The organism is Streptomyces albofaciens JCM 4342 (assembly GCF_008634025.1).
In the GTDB taxonomy this organism is placed as follows: Bacteria; Actinomycetota; Actinomycetes; order Streptomycetales; family Streptomycetaceae; genus Streptomyces; species Streptomyces albofaciens.
Map to the genome: position 1 here is coordinate 799,283 of NZ_PDCM01000001.1, position 18,435 is coordinate 817,717.

Here is an 18,435-nt window from a genome sequence, read left to right on the forward strand (position 1 = left end):
GGCACCGGGGACCGGTCGGAGTGATGGACGCGCATACGTGCGTTGCGCGGTCACAAATTAACAGACCGGTCTGACATGTCCACAAGAAACAGTGTCCGGGAGGTATCCGGGAGGGGCGCGCAACCGCAGCTCAGAGCCGGTGTGCCGCGCCGGTCGGCGTCGCCCCCCGGGTGTCCAGCAGCAGCTGGGCCTTCACCGACAGGCCCTGGAGGTCGTATGTGCGGTGGTGCTGGAGGAGCAGCGTGAGGTCGGCACCGGCGGCGGCCTCGTAGAGCGCGTCCGCGCGCGGGACCGGACGGCCGAGGACCTGCCACTGGTGGACGTACGGGTCGTGGTACGTGATGTGGGCGCCCAACTCCATGAGCCGGGAGGCGATTTCGCGGGCCGGGGAGCCTTCCTCGTCGCCGATGTCCGGCTTGTAGGTGACGCCGAGCAGCAGGACGCGGGCGCCGCGCGCCGACTTGCCGTGCTCGTTGAGCAGGGTGGCGCAGCGCTGCACGACGTAGCGCGGCATCCGGGTGTTGACCTCCTGCGCCAGCTCGACGAGGCGCAGCGGGTAGCCCAGTGAACGCCCCTTGTAGGAGTAGTAGTTGGGGTCGATGGGGGCGGTGTGGCCGCCGACGCCGGGGCCGGGGCGGAACGCCTGGAAGCCGAACGGCTTCGTCTCGGCGCAGCGGATGACGTCCCACAGGTCCACGCCGATGTCGTGGCAGAGCACCGCCATCTCGTTCATGAGCGCGATGTTCAGGTGCCGGTAGTTGGTCTCCAGCAGCTTGGCGGTCTCCGCCTCGCGCGGTCCGCGCGCGCGGACGACCCGGTCGGTGAGCCGTCCGTAGAAGGCCGCCGCGGCCTCCGTACAGGCCGGGGTCAGGCCGCCGATGACCTTCGGGGTGCTGCCGTAGCGGTGGGCGCGGCTGCCGGGGTCGTGGCGGGCGGGGGAGTGGGCGAGGTGGAAGTCGCGTCCCGCGGTCAGGCCCGAGCCTTCTTCCAGGAGGGGGCGCAGGAATTCCTCGGTGGTGCCCGGGTAGACGGTGGATTCCAGGATCACCGTGGTGTGCGGGCGCAGGTGCGCCGCCAGGACGCGGGCGGCGTCGGCGACCGCGGTCAGGTCGAGGGCGCCGTCCTCGCCGAGCGGGGTGGGGGCGCAGATCACAGCCGTACGGACCCGGCCGAGCACGGCGGGATCGCCGGTGGTGCGGAAGCCGGCCGCGAGCAGCCGGCGGATCTCGGGCGCGGTGAGCGGGCCCTGTGCGGCGGGCGGGTGCCCCGCCGCGGGCGCGGGCGCGCCGGGTGCGGCCGGCGGGCCGGGGTCGTAGCCGATGGTGCGGACGCCGGCGGCGGTGGCGGCCTGGGCGAGGGGGAGACCGATATGGCCTAGTCCGATGACGGCGAGATCTGCGGGCATGGCTGGCTGCCGTCCTTCCCGAGCGGTTCCGGATGGGGCGGTGAAGCATAAGAGCATAAGTAGACTAAGCGGACATTTGGCCCAGAATGGGGATTGCGACGGCCGGGTGTTGCCCGGTCGCCGAAGGGTGGATACGGGCCGGTGGCGCGGCCAGAATCGACGGACGGGGAGTGTGACCCCGACCACAGCGGGAGGCAGCGGTGAGGACAGCGACACTCGGACCGGCCCAGCGTGCCGAAGCGCTCGCACGGATGGCGGAACGGGAGCTGGATGTTTTGGTGGTCGGCGGCGGGGTGGTCGGTGCCGGTACGGCACTGGACGCGGCGACCCGCGGGCTGGACACCGGACTGGTCGAGGCGCGTGACTGGTCCTCGGGCACGTCGAGCCGGTCGAGCAAGCTCATCCACGGCGGGCTGCGCTATCTGGAGATGCTGGACTTCGCCCTCGTACGGGAAGCGCTGAAGGAGCGCGGGCTGCTCCTGGAACGGCTCGCGCCGCACCTGGTCAAGCCGGTCCCGTTCCTCTACCCGCTCACCCACAAGGGCTGGGAGCGCTGGTACGCGGGCTCCGGCGTCGCGCTGTACGACGGCATGTCGGTCTCCTCCGGACACGGCCGCGGCCTGCCCGTGCACCGGCACCTCTCGCACAAGCGCGCCCTCAGAGTGGCGCCCTGCCTGAAGAAGGACGCCCTGGTCGGGGCATTGCAGTACTACGACGCCCAGGTGGACGACGCCCGCTTCGTGATGAACCTCGTACGGACCGCCGCCCTGTACGGCGCGGAGGCCGCCAACCGGGCCCGGGTGGTCGGCTTCCTGCGCGAGGGCGAACGCGTCGTCGGCGCCCGGGTCGAGGACGTCGAGGCGGGCGGCGAGTACGAGGTGCGGGCGCGCCAGGTGGTGAACGCGACCGGCGTGTGGACCGACGACACGCAGGCCCTGATCGGGGAGCGCGGCCAGTTCCACGTGCGGGCGTCGAAGGGCATCCACCTGGTCGTGCCCAAGGACCGCATCCACTCGACCACCGGGCTGATCCTGCGCACGGAGAAGAGCGTCCTGTTCGTCATCCCCTGGGGGCGGCACTGGATCGTCGGCACGACCGACACGGACTGGGACCTGGACAAGGCGCACCCGGCCGCGTCCAGCGCCGACATCGACTACCTGCTGGAGCACGTGAACTCGGTGCTCGCGACGCCGCTGACGCGCGACGACGTGGAGGGCGTCTACGCGGGCCTGCGCCCGCTGCTGGCCGGCGAGTCGGACGCGACCAGCAAACTGTCGCGCGAGCACACCGTCGCGCACCCGGTGCCGGGGGTCGTGGTGGTCGCGGGCGGCAAGTACACGACGTACCGCGTCATGGCCAAGGACGCGGTGGACGAGGCGGTCCACGCGCTCGACCGGCGGGTGGCCGAGTGCGTCACGGAGGACACGCCGCTCGTCGGGGCCGAGGGCTACAAGGCGATGTGGAACGCCCGCGCCCAGACCGCCGCACGTACCGGCCTGCACGTGGTGCGCGTCGAGCACCTGCTGAATCGTTACGGCGCACTGGCCGAGGAACTCCTCGACCTCATCGTGGCCGACCCGGCGCTCGGCGAACCGCTCGCCGCCGCCGACGACTACCTGCGCGCCGAGGTGGTCTACGCCTGCACCCACGAAGGGGCGCGGCACCTCGACGACGTCCTCACCCGGCGCACCCGCATCTCCATCGAGACCTTCGACCGGGGCACCCGCAGCGCGCGGGAGTGCGCCGAGCTGATGGCGCCGGTGCTGGGCTGGGACGCGGACCAGATCGACCGCGAAGTGGAGCACTACGAGAAGCGGGTCGAGGCGGAGCGTGAGTCGCAGCGGCAGCCGGACGATCTGACGGCCGACGCGGCGCGGCTGGGGGCGCCGGACATCGTGCCGCTCTGACGCGGAACCCACGCCTGTCCGGCGGCGCCCCTGCCCGCCGGACGGTGGCGCTGAGGGGGCGCCACATCGTCGTCTCCACCCCTCTTCCGGCCCTCGTGTCCGGCTCCCGGAGCCCGGCCGCACCGCGCCGACGGCGCCCTCGTCGGCGACAGCGCCGCCCGTACAGGCCATCATGGCGGGTGCACAACAGGCGCCGAGTCGTGGACCCTGGCCTTCCCCACGGGCGCGGATGAGAGAGAATGAGGGCTCCGCCAGGGTGGGTTGTCCGAGTTGGGCCAGTTTGGTGATCGACGTGTGTTCGAGTGCCAACTCGGCTGGATTGCAGAGGGGATTCAGTGGGCGACGAGGTCGAGATGGACGGCAAGGAGGGCAGGCTGCTCGCCGGCCGGTACCGGCTCGCCGAAGTCCTCGGCCGGGGCGGAATGGGTACGGTCTGGCGCGCAACGGACGAAGTGCTCGGCCGTACGGTCGCGGTCAAGGAACTGCGCTTCCCTGGCGGGGTCGAGGAGGACGAGAAGCGCCGGCTGATCACCCGCACCCTGCGGGAGGCCAAGGCGATCGCCCGGATCCGCAACAACGGCGCGGTGACGGTCTACGACGTGGTCGACGAGGACGACCGCCCGTGGATCGTCATGGAGCTGGTCGAGGGCCGCTCGCTGGCCGAGGTGGTGCGCGACGACGGCCCCCTGACGCCGCGCCGGGCGGCGGAGGTCGGCCTCGCCATCCTCGACGTGCTGCGCGCCGCGCACCGCGAGGGCATCCTGCACCGCGACGTGAAGCCCTCCAACGTCCTGATGTCCGACGACGGCCGGGTCGTGCTCACCGACTTCGGCATCGCCCAGGTGGAGGGCGACCCCTCGCTGACCTCCACCGGCATGCTGGTCGGCGCGCCGTCCTACATATCGCCCGAGCGGGCGCGCGGCCAGAAGCCCGGCCCGCCGGCCGACCTGTGGTCGCTGGGCGGCCTGCTGTACGCCTGTGTCGAGGGCGTGCCCCCGTACGACAAGGGCTCGGCGATCGCCACGCTGACCGCGGTGATGACCGAGCCGCTGGAGCCGCCGAAGAGCGCCGGTGCGCTGGAAGAGGTCATCTACGGGCTGCTCGTGAAGGACCCGGCGGCCCGGCTCGACGACCGGGGCGCGCGGGCGCTGCTGCTGGACGCGGCCAACGCGCCGGAGGACACCGGACCGGAACCGCCCGCTCCGGATGCCACCCGCGCGATGGCGCTGCCGGTCGTCCCGGAGGAGCCCGCGGTCGGGTCCAAGGACCGTGCCCGCGACCAGGACCGGGACCGGGCGCGCTCGAAGCCGTCGGCGCCGCGCCCGCAGTGGAAGCCGAAGCCGCGCCCGAAGGGGGACGGGAGACACGCGCCGGAGACGGACCGCGGCAGCGTGTCCGGGGTCCCGGGCGCCCGCGCGGCCTCCGCGTCCGCTCCGCTCACGGACACCTCGCGTACGGGCACGGGCTCGGCCGCCAAGGCATCCACCGCCTCGACGACCCGCGGCACGGCCACCACCGGGCAGTCGCGGACCGACTCGACGAACGGGCCGAAGAACTGGCCGACCGCGGTCGGTTCCGCCGGGCGCACGGGCTTCGAGTCGGAGAGCGCCAAGGAGAAGGTCCGCAACGCGCTCCAGGCGGTGCGCAAGGCGGCGGCCGCCGCTGCCGCCGCGGCCCGGCCGGAGGCCAAGCCGTCCGACGGAACGCGCCCGTCCGGCCCGCCGAAGGCGTCCGTCACCGATGTCGTGCCGCGCCGCACGCTCGTCATCGCCGCGGTGGTCGTGGTGCTCGCCGTCCTGGGCACCGTGCTGGCCTTCGCGCTGAGCGGTGACGACGAGAAGGGCGGCGGCAAGGCCGCGGGCACGGCCGCCACCGGCCAGGCCGACCCCTCCGAGGACGGCTCAGGAAAGGGCGCGGACGGCAACGCGTCACAGCCGACGGACGGCAAGCCGGGCGGCCAGAGCGGCAAGCCGGGCGGCGGCAAGGACAAGTCGGGCCTGCCGCAGGGGTACGGAACCGTGTCGAACGCCGGGTTCCACTTCTCCGTCGGGCTGCCGTCCGGCTGGAAGCAGACCGACACGGCCGGCCAGAACTCCGGCGCCATCTACAGCGCCGGAGGCGGCTTCCCGCGCGTCCAGATCGACTACAACGCCAAGCCCGGCAGCGACGCGGCGGCCGCCTGGCGCGGCCTGGAGCCCGCCGTCAGCCGCAGCAGCGAGAACTACCGCCGCATCGACATCAAGGCGGTCGGCTGGCGGGGCTACCCGACGGTCGCCGACTGGTCGTTCACCCGCAAGCAGGGCGGCCAGGACGTCCGCGTGCTCAACCGCGGCTTCCGCGCCGACGACCAGCACGGCTACGCGATCATGATCACCTGCAAGGCGGACGCCTGGGACGCGGCGGAGTGCCGCCAACTGAGGGACACCGCTTTCGCGACATTCCAGGTGAAGGACTGACCTTCCGCGGCGCCCGTACCGCAGAGGTGCGCAGGCCGACGCGGTGTGCGCGGTGCCGGCCGCCGGGCGGTGGCGAAGTCGTGGGGGAGCTGTTGGCCGGAGCGCTCCTCAACCCGCGCCCTCGGCACGTATCGTGAGACCCCGAAGACCGTACGCAGCCGCAATCGGAGGGAATGCGACCGGTTTTGACCACCGCGGGTGACCGGTGGGGCCGGGCGCTCCCGGACAAAGACGGTCAGGCGGCGTGAATCGCGCGCTGGGGAGGCGTCGTGGACGAGTACGCGGGAAGAGTGCTCGCCGAGCGTTACCGCCTGCCGGTGCCGCCGTCGGACGAGTACGAGTTCGCCGAGACCCGTGCCTTCGACACCTACAGCGGCCAGGAGGTCCTGGTGCGCCAGGTGCCGCTGCCCGAGGTCGTGGACGCGGAGCTGCTGGACGCCGGGGGACCGGCCGGGCGGCCCGCGCCGGGCGCCCGCGGACCCCACACGGCCGGCGCCGACCGTACGCCGCACGACCCCGCCGTACGCCGTGCCCTGGAAGCCGCGACGGCCGCGGCCCGGCTGCCCGACCACCCGCAACTGGACCAGGTCTTCGACGTCTTCGCGCAGGACGGCAGCCTGTGGATCGTCAGCGAGCGTATCGCCGCCCGGCCGCTCGCCGCGCTGCTCGCCGAACGCACCCTCACCCCGCACCGCGCCGCCGAGGTCGCCGCCGACCTCCTCACCGCCCTCCGCGCCCTGCACGCGCACGGCTGGACCCACCGCAACATCACCACCCGAACGGTCCTGATCTGCGACGACGGCAGAGCCATCCTGACCGGCCTGGCCGCGGGCGCGGCGGAGGAGGCGCTGTGCGGGTACGACCCGGTGCCCGGGGAGGAGACGGCGCGGCCGTCGGTTCCGGCTCCGGCCGAGGCGCCGGAGCGGGCTACCGGGGCGGGCGCCGCGCCCCCGGGCGGGGCGGCCGGAGCGCCTGCCCCCGGGGTGGCTGCCGCGTCTGCGTCCGGGGCGGACGCCCGGCGGGTGCGTGCGGGAGCTATCGCCGCGTATCAGGCGGGAGCGCGGGCGGCGGCGGCCCGTACGGCTCCGGAGGGGCCTCGTCCGCCTGAGTCTTTCCGTACGTCTGCCGGGGAACCGCGTACGCCGACCGGGGATCCGCGCGCAAAGTCCGGGGATCCGGGCACGCCCACCGGGGACGCGCGTACGCCCACCGAGCCACCCCGTACACCCGCCGGAGGCGGCGGGTCCGGTCCTGGTTCCGGCCCCGGTAACGGCCCCGGCCCTGGTCCCGGTCCCGGCCCCGGTCCCGGTTCCAGCCCTGGTTCCGCCGCAGGCCACCCCGCCGACACCCACTTCAGCCCGTACCGCGATCACATCGGCGCGCCGTCGGTGCCGGAGCAGCCGGGCAGCGCCGCGTACGGCGGCAGCCTGCCGGGTCCGGGGCCGCGAGCCGGAGGCGGTGTGGTCCCTCACCTGCCCGCGCAGCCGTCCGCGCCGGCACCGGAAACCCGGCCGTCCCTCTCCAAGGAGCCGGCCCCCGACACCTCCACCGGTTCCGGTTCCGGCGGGACCGGTTCCGGTTCCTACGGGCGGCCCGGCGCGGCCCTGGCCGCCGAGCGCGCCCGCCAGGTACGCATCAATGTCGTCGGCCCGGTGACCGAGCGCTGGGCGCCGGAGCAGGCCGGTCCGGTGCACGCGAACTGGCAGCTCGCGCCGCCGGTCGGCCCCGCCACCGACCTCTGGGCGGTCGGCGCGCTGCTGTTCCGCATCGTGCAGGGCCACTCCGCGTATCCGGAGGACAGCGCCGCCGAACTGGTGCAGCTGGTGTGCTCGGAGCCGCCCTCGTACGCCGAGGAGTGCGGGGCGCTGCGGCCGGTCGTCGAGTCGCTGATGCGGCAGGACCCGGCCGACCGCCCGGACTTCGAGGAGCTGCGCGGGTGGCTGCGGTCGCTGATCCGTACGGCGCCCGAACCGGAGGTGGGCAGCCGGGTCGTGACCGTACCGTCGCTGGAGGGGCCCGCCGACTCCCGGCGGCTGCCGATCCTGCGGCGCCGGGGCGAACTGGTCCGCAAGGGGCGGCACAAGAAGGCGCGCCAGTCCCGGCCGCCGCGCCCCGCCAAGCCACCGCGGCAGGCGAAGGGCAAACGCCGGACCGTGGCGTACCGGGAGACCGCCCAGCACGCCCAGCCGGGCCTCCCCGAAGCCCCCGCCCAGCAGCCGGAGGCCCCCGCAGCCCACCTGGCGGCGGCTTTCCCGCCGCAGCAAGCCGCCCGTCCCCACCCCGCCGAGACCCACCACTGCGAACAGCCCCTCCCGCCACCCGCACGCCCCCCGCGCCGGCCCGGACCGGGCCGCGCGCCCAAGCCGCCGCGCCCCGCCAAGCAGCTCCGGCGCATCCAGGGCGCGACGCCGCCGGACGGCGGCCGCGGCCCGCGTCATCTGGGGCGGCTGCTGGTGGGGCTGGTGTTCCTGCTGCTGACGGGGGCGGTGCTGTACGCGGTGCTGTTCATGCCGAAGGCCGGGTCGGACGAGCGCGGCGCGGACAGCGTCCGGGAGCGCAGGGCCTCGGTGGGCGCGCCGGGCCCGTCGGACGACGGCCCCGGCAGCCGCCCCGACGACCAGGGCTCCCGCGCGCGGCAGCCGCAGACCACCGAACCGGCCGACCTCGCCGAGGGCTTCGAGGTGCGCAAGGACCCGAAGGGATTCCAGGTCGCCGTCCACAAGGGCTGGCAGCGCCGGGGGGAGAACGAACGCGGCCAGACCCGCTACCTGGGCAACGGTTTCGAGCTGCTGATCGTGCCCGGCCGCGACACCACGTCCCGCTACGGCACCGACCCGATGGCCTACCAGCAGGACAAGGAGGCCGAGCTGGCCCCGTACCGCGAGTCCAGCTGGTCCGGTTCCTCGGGCCTGCGCCGGATCGACGTCGGTAAGGCCGCGATGGCGGAGGGCACCTTCACCTGGCAGGACAGCAGCGGCCGACAGGTCTATGTACGCAACCTGGCCATGATCCACAACGGCCGCTACCACATCATCCAGGTCATCGGCCCGGACAACGAACGGCGCGAGGTGGACCGGCTGTACGAGCAGGCCACGGGGTCGTACCGGCCGAACTGAGCGCAGTAACGCGCTGGTTGGCGTAGGGCGTGGTGGTATCCCTGCGCGCGTCGATGCGGTCGATGCGGAGGATGCCTGGCATGGCGGGCCCGTGCGGCAGCCCGTGCGCTCCCTGCGCGGCAGCCCGCACGCTCCCCGTGCGGCAGCCCTTGCGCTCCTCGTGCGCTCCCCCGTGCGGCAGCCCTTGCGCTCCTCGTGCGCTCCCCGTACGGCGCCTTGTCGGCCCTTGTGCGCGCGGCTACCGTCGTAACCGACGAACTGACGGGTCGTCAGGTCCAGCGTTCGGCGGCCCGTCGGCCACCGGCCGGGGAACCGCGTGAGGGGAACCAGATGGAGCTACCGCGCATCGTCAGCGTCGACGACCACGTCATCGAGCCCGCGCACCTCTTCGAGACCTGGCTGCCGGCGAAGTACCGCGAACTCGGACCGAAGCCGTTCACCGCCGGGATCGGCGAGCTGGCGTACATCGGCGGGAAGTACAGGTTCACGACGGATCCGGAAGGCCCGCCGACGGACTGGTGGCGGTACGAGGGGGACCTCTTCCCGTACAAGCGGATCATCGCGGCTGTCGGCTTCTCCAGGGACGAGATGACCCTCGACGGCATCACCCGGGAGCAGATGCGGCGTGGCTGCTGGGACCCGAAGGCGCGCCTGGCGGACATGGACCTCAACCACGTCGAGGCGTCGCTGTGCTTCCCCACCTTCCCCCGCTTCTGCGGCCAGACCTTCGCCGAGGCCCAGGACAAGGACGTCGCCCTGGCGTGCGTGCGCGCGTACAACGACTGGATGGTGGAGGAGTGGTGCGGGGACAGCGGCGGGCGGCTGATCCCGCTGTGCCTCATCCCCCTGTGGGACGTCGGCCTGGCGGTCGCCGAGATACGGCGGAACGCGGCGCGCGGGGTTCGGGCCGTGACGTTCAGCGAGATACCGACGTACCTCGGCCTGCCGTCGATCCACTCGGGCTACTGGGACCCGTTCTTCGCGGCCTGCGAGGAGACCGGGACGGTGGTCAACATGCACATCGGGTCCAGCTCGCAGATGCCCGCCGCCTCCCCCGACGCGCCGCCCGCCGTGCAGGCGTCGCTGAGCTTCAACAACGCCATGGCCTCGATGACGGACTTCCTCTTCAGCGGGGTGCTGGTGAAGTTCCCGCGCCTCAAACTCGCGTACAGCGAGGGGCAGATGGGATGGATCCCGTACGCCCTGGAGCGCGCCGACGACGTGTGGGAGGAGCACCGCGCCTGGGGCGGCGTACGCGACCTGATCCCCGAGCCGCCGTCCACGTACTACTACCGGCAGATCTTCTGCTGCTTCTTCCGCGACAAGCACGGTGTCGAATCGATCGACGTGGTCGGCCGGGACAACGCGACCTTCGAGACCGACTACCCGCACGTCGACTCCACCTGGCCGCACACCAAGGAAGTCGCCCTCGACCACGTACAGGGGCTGGACGAGGAGACCGTCCACAAGCTGATGCGCGGCAACGCGATCCGCATGCTGGAGCTGGATCTCGACTGATGGACCTCACGTACACGCCCGAAGAGGAGGAGTTCCGGGTGCGGCTGCGTGAGTGGCTGGCCAAAGCCCTCCCGGAGCTGCCCGCGCGGCCCGACCCACTGGACTGGCCCGCCCGCCGCGCGTACGACCTCGGCTGGCAGCGGCGGCTGTACGACGCCGGATACGGCAGCCTGCACTGGGACGCCTCGCCCACCCAAAGGCTGATCTTCCTGGAGGAGACGGAGCTCGCCGGAGCCCCCTACGTCGGCGCCAACTTCGTCGGACTGCTGCACGCCGGGCCGACCATCGCCGCCGAGGGCACGGACGAGCAGCGCGCCCGCTGGCTGCCGCCGATCCTGCGCGGCGAGGCGGTCTGGTGCCAGGGCTTCAGCGAACCGGACGCGGGCTCCGACCTCGCCGCCCTGCGCACCCGCGCCGTACGGGACGGCGACGACTATGTGATCACCGGGCAGAAGACCTGGACCTCGCACGCGGAGATCGCCGACTGGTGCGAACTGCTGGTCCGCACGGACCCGGAGGCACCCCGGCACCGGGGCATCTCCTGGCTGGCGATGCCGATGGACGCGCCCGGGATCACCGTACGGCCGCTGCGCACGCTCGCCGGACCGGCCGAGTTCGCCGAGGTCTTCCTCGACGAGGTGCGGGTGCCGGTGGCCAACCGGGTCGGCGCGGAGCACGACGGCTGGCGCGTCACCATGGTCACGCTGTCCTTCGAGCGGGGCACCGCCTTCGTGGGCGAGGTCGTCGCCTGCCGCCGTACGCTCGGCGGGCTGGCCCGTACGGCCCGGGTGAACGGCCGCTGGGACGACCCGGTGCTGCGCCGCCGGCTGGGCCGGCTGAACGCCGAGTTCACGGCGCTGTGGCGGCTCATCCAGTGGAACGTCGGGGCGGCCGGTGCGGCGGGCGGGACGCCGGGGGCGGGCGGCTCCGTGTTCAAGCTGCGCTACTCGCAGGCCCGGCAGGAGCTGTACGACGCGGCCGCCGAGGTGCTGGGGACGGCCGGCGCGCTGGACGCGGACCAGGAGTGGACGGCGGCCCGGCTGTCGTCCCTCTCGTACACGATCGCCGCCGGTACGTCGCAGATCCAGCGCGACATCATCGCCGAGCGCCTGCTCGACCTGCCGAAGGGACGGTGAGCGGGCCCGTGGACCTGCGACCCACTGCCGATCAACGGGCCTTGCAGGCGTCGGCGCGCGACCTGCTGGCGTGCCGCTTCGGGCGGGAGCGGCTGCGGGCGGCGGTGGACAGCCCGGCGCTCGACCGCGCGCTGTGGCGCGAGCTGGGCGCGGCCGGGTTCTTCGCGCTGCGGCTCCCGGAGGCGGACGGCGGGGTGGGGCTCGGGCTGCCGGAGGCGGTGCTGGTCTTCGAGGAGGCGGGGCGCGCCCTGCTGCCGGGGCCGCTGGTGGCGGGGCACCTCCTCGCGGGGGTGGTGCCGGGCGCGGCGACCGGGGAGCGGGTGGTGGGGCTGTGCGACGTGGGGGCGGACGGGGCGCGGCTGTGGGAACACCCTGCGGACTGCGATGAGTTGATCTTGGTCGAGGGGACGGGGCCGGACGCTTCGGCCGAAATCGGGGGGTCGGACGCTCCACCCGTGGGTGCGGGGACGGACGCTCCGCCGAAAACCGCGGGATTGGACGCTCCGCCCGAGGACGCGGGGTCGGACGCTCCGCCCGAGAGCGCGGGGCCGGGCGCTCCGCCCGAGGATGCGGCGCACGCGTACTGGAACGCTTCCGACTGGCCCACCCTCGCCCCCCTCCGTTCCGTCGACCCGCTCACCCCGCTCGCGCGCGTGGTGTCCTACCCGCGCCGTGCGCCGCGCGCGCTCGACGTACCGCGGCTGCGCCGCGAAGCCGCCCTGCTGACCGCCGCGCTCCAGCTGGGCAGCGCTGCCCGTACGGTCGAGATGGCGGTGGAACACGCCCGACGGCGTGAGCAGTTCGGTGTACGGATCGGGGCCTTCCAGGCGGTGAAACACCTGTGCGCCGAGATGCTGATACGAGTGGAAATCGCGCGAAGTGCCGTCTATGCGGCCTCGCTCACCGGACAGTCACTCCCAGTAATCGGAGCGAAGGTGCTCGCCGATGAGGCGGCGGTGCGCAACGCCCGGGACTGTCTTCAGGTGCACGGCGGTATCGGCTTCACATGGGAGGCCGATGTGCACCTGCATCTCAAGCGTGCGTGGCTGCGCCTCGAACAATGGCAGAGCGGGGCAAAGGCGGAAGAAGCCCTCGCCGAAGCCCTTCTTGCCGGTGAGGTGGCCGTGTAGTGCGTTGTGTGCGAAATGTCGGATTCCGCACACGCGAGCGGTCACCGAGGGTCGATATTCGGGCCGTGTCCCAGGTGTAACCCGTCACAGGGGGGAGTCGGCGCCGTGCTCGGGTACGCTCCCTTGGGTGCGAGTGGTTCTGAGGCGCAACTGTTCCCGTGGGGTCGTGGAGGCCGACCCGGGATACCGGATGCGCTCCGCTCGCCCTCGAAGGAGGGGCGGAAGGCCCTCTTGTTCGACTCCCGGCAAAGCGCGTCGCACAGTATGCAGCATGCATACTCCCTTGCGCTGGAATATGCCCGAAGCGCTTGTTGGGGTGACTGAACGTCAACCATGCTGTGCTTCACCGGGGTCACGGAGTGTGACCTCGATGAGGCGCGAGGCGATGTGTCCGCCGGTTCGGATGGTGTGAGCGGTGCAGGTGCTTCAGGTGCAGTTGGAAGTCCGGCCCGACCCCTCGGAGGTGGGGCGGGCCCGGAGGTGGGCCAGGTCGCGGCTGGTCGGCTCGGGCATAGGAGCCGACGAGCCGCTGGCGGAGACGCTGATCCTGTTGATCTCCGAGTTGGTCACCAACGCCGTCGTCCATACCGGGAACCCCGCCGAGCTGCGGATGTGCTTCTCGGGCTCCGGCGCCGCGGTCGGCACCGTACGGGTCGAGGTCGCGGACCGCAGTACCCGCGCGCCGCGCCCCCGGCGCGCGGACGGCGACGACACCAACGGCCGTGGCCTGGAGCTGGTCGACGGGCTCGCGGACCGCTGGGGCTGGCGGCCCGAAGGGACCGGCAAGAGCATCTGGTGCGAGGTGGACCGCGGCCGGTCGATGCTGATGGCGGCCGGGTCGGACCTGGGGGCGTACGACACGCACTGCGCACTGCCGCACCACGCGTAACCGGAGGAAAGTCCAGACCAGGTGTTGACGTGGCGTGTTCGCCTGATCACGCTTGGGTGGAGCGATTCGCCGCGAGGGGACGTCGAGGCCATGGGGGCCGGTGCCTCGGCGAGTGCGGGTCGTGTCCCGTAGCCGGGTGGTGGTCCGCGGTGCGACGCTCGGGGTGCGCATGGGCGTGCCGCCGCCCGGCTGGGGCAGAGGGTTGTTGTCTTCGTACGGCTCCTGGCTTCGGACGGTTCTCGTCTTCGTGCGGGTCCTGCCTTCGTACGGCTCCTGGCTTCGGACGGCTCCTGGCTTCGTGCGGGCCCTGCCTTCGTACGGCCCTTGTCTCCGTACGGCCCTTGTCTTCATATCGCTCTTGTCTTCGTGGGACCGGACCGTCGCGAAGCGCCGTACGGCCGGCCCGCCTCAGAACACCGCGACCGGAGCCACCGGGCTCCCGCTGCCGCCGACGAACGGCTCGGCCATCGCCGACAGGAAGAACGCGTAGCGGCCCGCTTCGGCGCAGACCGCCGCCAGCTCCTCCAGGTTCCAGTTCTGGCCCTGGATCATGCCCATCTCCACCAGGTGCAGCGCGTGCACGGGCATCCAGAGGCCGTCGATCTCCGGCGGGAAGATCTCGAACGTGAGGGTGTCGTTGGCGACGGCCGCGACATCGCGCGCGTGGAACCACTCGGGCGTACGGAGGGACAGCCCCGGGGACGGGAAGGCGTACGCGTCCCGGTCGCCCGCCAGGTAGTGGCGCATCTGCCCCGTACGTACGAGAACGATGTCGCCGGACCGTACCGTCGTCCCCGCCAACTCCTCCGCCGCATCGAGATCTTCCGGACCGATCGCGTACTCGGCGGGCAGCCGTCCGGGCGGCCCGGCGGCGTCGGCGTGCACACGGGCCACATCGAGCAGAACGCCGCGCGAGACGATCGGGGGCGCCTTCTCGACGCCGAGGGCGGTGGCGCCGCCGTGTGCCGTGACGGAGGCGGCGGGGCGGCCGTTGTAGAGCCGCCCCGAGTGCGAGACGTGGGCGAGGCCGTCCCAGTGGGTGCCCGCCTGGAGGCCCATGGTGACGGCGTCGTCCGAGGTGGCGACCGTACCGGGCCCGAACGGCTGCTGGTTGATCGCGATCATGGTGTGCAGCGGGTTGATCCGGCCGGGGATCAGCCCGGTCTGCACGCCGTCCTGCCGCAGCGGCAGCGCGAGCGGCACCCGGTGGCCGGTGCGGACGGTGGCGGCGGCCTCCCGTACGACCTCGGGCGTCAGCAGGTTCAACGTGCCGATCTCGTCGTCCGTGCCCCAGCGGCCCCAGTTGTTGACGCGCTTGGCGAGGTCGTGGAACTCGGCGGGCAGTGGTGCGGAGCCGGGGGCGGCTGCGGGCGTCGGCATGGGCCCTCCTCGGGGTGCGCCGGGTCTTGTGCTCGCTACCGGTCTGCTCAAAAATCTAACGGGCCGTCAGAAACTCCGGGAAGGGGCGCGGCATGGGGAACTTCTTGACCGGCAAGGTGGTCGCCGTCACCGGCGCGGGCCGCGGCATCGGCCGCGCGGTGGCCCTCGCCTGCGCCGGGCAGGGCGCCCGGGTGATCGTCAACGACTACGGGGTGTCGGTCGCGGGCGCCGAGCCGAGCAGCGAGGTCGCCGAGGCGGTGGCCAAGGAGATCGAGCAGGCCGGCGGCGAGGCGGTCGCGGTGGCGGACGACGTGTCGACCATGGCGGGCGGGCAGCGCGTCGTGGACACCGCGCTCACCCGGTACGGGCGCCTCGACGGCGCGGTCTGCGTGGCCGGCATCCTGCGCGAACGGATGCTCTTCAACATGACCGAGGAGGAGTGGGACCCGGTCGTCGCCACCCACCTGAAGGGCACGTTCACCGTCTTCCGGGCCGCCTCGGCGGTCATGCGCCGGCAGAAGTCCGGCACCCTCATCGGCTTCACCAGCGGCAACCACCAGGGCAGCGTCTCCCAGGCCAACTACGCGTCGGCCAAGGGCGGCGTCATCTCCCTGGTGCGCAGCGCCGCGCTCGGCCTGAGCCGGTACGGCGTCACCGCCAACGCGGTGGCGCCCGTCGCCCGTACGCGGATGTCCGCCAACGTGCCGACGGAGCTGACGGAGATCGGCGAGCCGGAGGACGTCGCGGCCCTCGTCGTGTACCTGCTCAGCGACCGCGCCGCGGCGGAACGGATCACCGGGCAGGTCTATACCGTCGCCGGGCCGAAGATCGCCGTCTGGGCCCAGCCGAGGGAGCTGCGCTCGGCGTACGTGGACGGCGGGTGGACGCCGGAGAAGGTCGCGGAGGTGCTGCCGGGGGCGGTGGGGGTGGATCCAATGCCGTTGCTGGAGCAGGTGGAGGCGATGGCCGCTGACGCGGCCGCGGGGCGGCGGCCCAACGCGTAGGGCCCGCCGGGGCCGGCTGGGCCGTGGTGCGGTTCGCCTGCGGCGGGCCGGGGCGTTCGGCTGGATCCGTTTTCGGCTGGATCCGTTTGTTTTCGGCTGCGGCTCCGGTTGCGCCTGCGGCGGGCTGTGGTCGCTGCGCGGGGCGGTCAGGTTCGGGGACGGGCCTGCGCGGCAGGCCGCTCCGGCCGCCCCCTTCCGTGGGTGGGAGGGGGAGAGGTTGGTCGGGGGCTGATGTCAGGGGGTGGCTTTCGGTGGACTTTTCGTTCGGTGCGGATGACGTGGCCTTTCGGGAGGAGGCTCGTCGTTGGCTCGCGGAGCATGTGGGACTCGGCTCGGGGGACCGGGGCGCCCGGCGCGCCTGGGAACGTGAATTGGGACGCGCCGGGTGGATCGGGATCGGGTGGGACCGGGCGTACGGCTCTTACGGGAACCGGGCGGCCACGCTCACGCAGCAGGTGGTGTGGGCGGAGGAGTACGCGGCGGCGCGTGCGCCGGAGCGGGTGGGGCACATCGGCGAGAACCTGCTGGCTCCGACCTTGATCGCTTACGGGGACGCCGCGCAGCGGGATCGTTTCCTCCCGCCTGTGGCCCGGGGCGAGGAACTGTGGTGCCAGGGGTACAGCGAGCCCGGCGCCGGTTCGGACCTGGCGGCGGTCCGTACGGCGGCCGTCCGGGACGGGGCCGTCTACCGGATCACCGGGCAGAAGATCTGGACCTCATTGGCCCGCGAGGCCGACTGGATCTTCGTGCTCGCCCGGACCGGTCCGGGCGAGCGTGGGCACCGGGGGCTGTCCTTCCTGCTGGTGCCGATGGACCAGCCGGGGCGGATCGAGGTGCGGCCGATCCGGCAGCTGACGGGCACGGCCGAGTTCAACGAGGTGTTCTTCGACGGCGCGGTGGCGCGGGCGGAGCACGTGGTCGGCGGGCCCGGAGCCGGGTGGCGGGTGGCGACGGGGCTGCTGGCGCTGGAGCGCGGGGTCTCCACGCTCGCGCAACAGGTGGGCTTCGCCCGCGAGTTGAACGACGTGGTCGCCGAGGCCGTCCGGACCGGCGCGGCGGATGACCCCGTACTGCGGGACCGGCTCGTACGGCAGTGGGCCGAGCTGCGCGTCATGCGCTGGAACGCGCTGCGCACCCTCGGGCCCGCCGCCGGTGACGCGGGCGCGCCCAGCGTGGCGAAGCTGCTGTGGGCCGGGTGGCACCAGCGGATGGGGGAGCTGGCGGTGCGCGTACGGGGAGCGGGCGCGGCGGCCGGGCCGGGGGACTGGTCGGCGGACGCACCGTACGAACTCGACGCGGCGCAGCGGCGGTTCCTGTTCAGCCGGGCCGACACGATCTACGGCGGGTCGGACGAGATCCAGCGCGGCATCATCGCCGGGCGCGTGCTCGGCCTCGACGGAGGGCGGAAGCGCGGATGAGGGGCGTCATCTTCGAGGGCGGGCAGCCGCCGCGGGTCGTGGACGACCTGGAGGTGCGGGGTCCGGGACCGGGCGAGGTGCTGGTCGGGATCCGGGCGGCGGGGCTGTGCCACAGCGATGTGTCAGTGGTCGATGGGACGATTCCCTATCCGGTGCCCGTGGTGCTGGGGCACGAGGGCGCCGGCGTGGTCGAGGAGGTGGGGGACGGAGTCACACACGTAGCGGCAGGAGACCATGTCGCGCTGTCCACGCTGGCCAACTGCGGGACGTGCGCGGAGTGCGACCGCGGCCGGCCCACGATGTGCCGCGCGTCGATCGGCAGGCCCGGGCAGCCGTTCCGGCACGGCGGCCGGGCGGTGTACGGCTTCGCGTCCAACTCGGCCTTCGCGGAGCGCACGGTCGTCAAGGCCGTGCAGGCGGTGCGGATTCCCCGGGAGATCCCGCTGACCTCGGCGGCGCTGATCGGGTGCGGTGTGCTGACCGGGGTCGGCGCCGTGCTGAACCGCGCGCGGGTGGCGCTGGGTGACACGGTGGTCGTGATCGGCGCGGGCGGCATCGGGCTGAACGTGCTCCAGGGCGCCCGGCTGGCCGGAGCGTCGGTGATCGTCGCGGTGGACGCCAATCCGGCGAAGGAGGCGGTGGCGCGGCGCTTCGGGGCGACGCACTTCGTCGACGCGTCGGCGGTCCCCGACACCGTCGAGGCCGTCCACGCCGTGCTGCCGGCCGGCGCCGACCACACCTTCGAGTGCGTGGGCAGCACACGGCTGATCCGGCAGGCGGTGGACCTTCTCGACCGGCACGGTCAGGCGGTCCTGCTCGGTGTGCCGCCGGCCGACGCGGAGGCGTCGTTCCCGGTCGCGTCGATGTACCTGGACAAGTCCATCCTGGGCTGCCGCTACGGCTCCGCCCGCCCGCAACGCGACATCGCCCGCTGCGCCCGCCTCTACGCGGAGGGCCGCCTCCTCCTGGACGAGCTGGTGACCAGGACGTACGCGATCGAGGACTTCGCCAAGGCGGTGGAGGACATGCGGCGGGGGCGGCTGGCGCGGGGAGTGCTGACGTTCTGATCGCCTGCC

At 73.1% G+C, this 18,435-nt stretch carries 12 protein-coding genes; 10 read left to right on the plus strand and 2 right to left on the minus strand.

Annotated elements, in window-relative coordinates; genetic code table 11:
* Nucleotides 1-130 precede the first annotated feature (130 nt).
* Entirely contained in the window at nt 131-1,405 is a 1,275-nt protein-coding gene (locus tag CP973_RS03835) for a nucleotide sugar dehydrogenase (RefSeq protein ID WP_150237522.1), read from the minus strand.
* Between the two features lie 200 nt (nt 1,406-1,605).
* Between CP973_RS03835 and CP973_RS03840 the strand changes: the two genes are divergently transcribed.
* From CP973_RS03840 to CP973_RS03870, 7 genes are all read left to right on the plus strand, one after another.
* A complete protein-coding gene (locus tag CP973_RS03840; RefSeq protein WP_150237524.1) occupies nt 1,606-3,312 on the plus strand; it encodes a glycerol-3-phosphate dehydrogenase/oxidase in 1,707 nt (568 codons plus the stop codon).
* 353 nt (nt 3,313-3,665) lie between these two features.
* Complete coding sequence (locus CP973_RS03845; protein ID WP_150243094.1) at nt 3,666-5,768, plus strand: serine/threonine-protein kinase; 2,103 nt, start codon at nt 3,666-3,668, stop codon at nt 5,766-5,768.
* Nucleotides 5,769-6,037: 269 nt separating this feature from the next.
* Nucleotides 6,038-8,884, plus strand: coding sequence for a protein kinase family protein (locus CP973_RS03850; protein WP_150237526.1), 2,847 nt, complete (start codon nt 6,038-6,040; stop codon nt 8,882-8,884).
* Between the two features lie 330 nt (nt 8,885-9,214).
* Nucleotides 9,215-10,402: an amidohydrolase family protein gene (locus tag CP973_RS03855; protein ID WP_150237528.1), complete on the plus strand. Its 1,188-nt coding sequence runs from the start codon at nt 9,215-9,217 to the stop codon at nt 10,400-10,402.
* The gene (locus CP973_RS03860; protein ID WP_150237530.1) at nt 10,402-11,538 is read left to right on the plus strand and encodes an acyl-CoA dehydrogenase family protein; all 1,137 of its coding nucleotides are present in this window, start codon (nt 10,402-10,404) and stop codon (nt 11,536-11,538) included. Before CP973_RS03855 ends, CP973_RS03860 begins: the two co-directional genes overlap by 1 nt.
* A gap of 8 nt (nt 11,539-11,546) precedes the next feature.
* Complete coding sequence (locus tag CP973_RS03865) at nt 11,547-12,668, plus strand: acyl-CoA dehydrogenase family protein (protein ID WP_150237532.1); 1,122 nt, start codon at nt 11,547-11,549, stop codon at nt 12,666-12,668.
* A 415-nt stretch (nt 12,669-13,083) separates the two neighbouring features.
* Nucleotides 13,084-13,557, plus strand: coding sequence for an ATP-binding protein (locus tag CP973_RS03870; RefSeq protein WP_150237534.1), 474 nt, complete (start codon nt 13,084-13,086; stop codon nt 13,555-13,557).
* Nucleotides 13,558-13,965: 408 nt separating this feature from the next.
* Here the strand turns inward: CP973_RS03870 and CP973_RS03875 are convergent, their stop codons facing one another.
* Nucleotides 13,966-14,937, minus strand: coding sequence for a cyclase family protein (locus tag CP973_RS03875; RefSeq protein WP_150237536.1), 972 nt, complete (start codon nt 14,935-14,937; stop codon nt 13,966-13,968).
* A 92-nt stretch (nt 14,938-15,029) separates the two neighbouring features.
* Between CP973_RS03875 and CP973_RS03880 the strand changes: the two genes are divergently transcribed.
* The 3 genes from CP973_RS03880 (at nt 15,030) to CP973_RS03890 (ending at nt 18,426) form a co-directional block, all read left to right on the plus strand.
* Entirely contained in the window at nt 15,030-15,941 is a 912-nt protein-coding gene (locus CP973_RS03880) for an SDR family oxidoreductase (protein WP_150237538.1), read from the plus strand.
* Between the two features lie 251 nt (nt 15,942-16,192).
* Nucleotides 16,193-17,359, plus strand: a complete 1,167-nt coding sequence (locus CP973_RS03885) for an acyl-CoA dehydrogenase family protein (RefSeq protein WP_150237540.1) — start codon at nt 16,193-16,195, stop codon at nt 17,357-17,359.
* Nucleotides 17,356-18,426 (plus strand): Zn-dependent alcohol dehydrogenase, encoded by a 1,071-nt coding sequence (locus CP973_RS03890; protein ID WP_150237542.1) that lies wholly within the window; start codon nt 17,356-17,358, stop codon nt 18,424-18,426. The genes CP973_RS03885 and CP973_RS03890 overlap by 4 nt, the downstream gene beginning before the upstream one ends.
* Nucleotides 18,427-18,435: the final 9 nt, after the last annotated feature.

Coding starts and splice junctions, on each gene's coding strand:
- CP973_RS03845 (WP_150243094.1), top strand. CDS start 3,666: ATGGACGGCAAGGAGGGCAGGCTGCTCGCCGGCCGGTACCGGCTCGCC.
- CP973_RS03860 (WP_150237530.1), top strand. CDS start 10,402: ATGGACCTCACGTACACGCCCGAAGAGGAGGAGTTCCGGGTGCGGCTG.
- CP973_RS03880 (WP_150237538.1), top strand. CDS start 15,030: ATGGGGAACTTCTTGACCGGCAAGGTGGTCGCCGTCACCGGCGCGGGC.
- CP973_RS03875 (WP_150237536.1), bottom strand. CDS start 14,937: ATGCCGACGCCCGCAGCCGCCCCCGGCTCCGCACCACTGCCCGCCGAG.
- CP973_RS03890 (WP_150237542.1), top strand. CDS start 17,356: ATGAGGGGCGTCATCTTCGAGGGCGGGCAGCCGCCGCGGGTCGTGGAC.
- CP973_RS03855 (WP_150237528.1), top strand. CDS start 9,215: ATGGAGCTACCGCGCATCGTCAGCGTCGACGACCACGTCATCGAGCCC.
- CP973_RS03835 (WP_150237522.1), bottom strand. CDS start 1,405: ATGCCCGCAGATCTCGCCGTCATCGGACTAGGCCATATCGGTCTCCCC.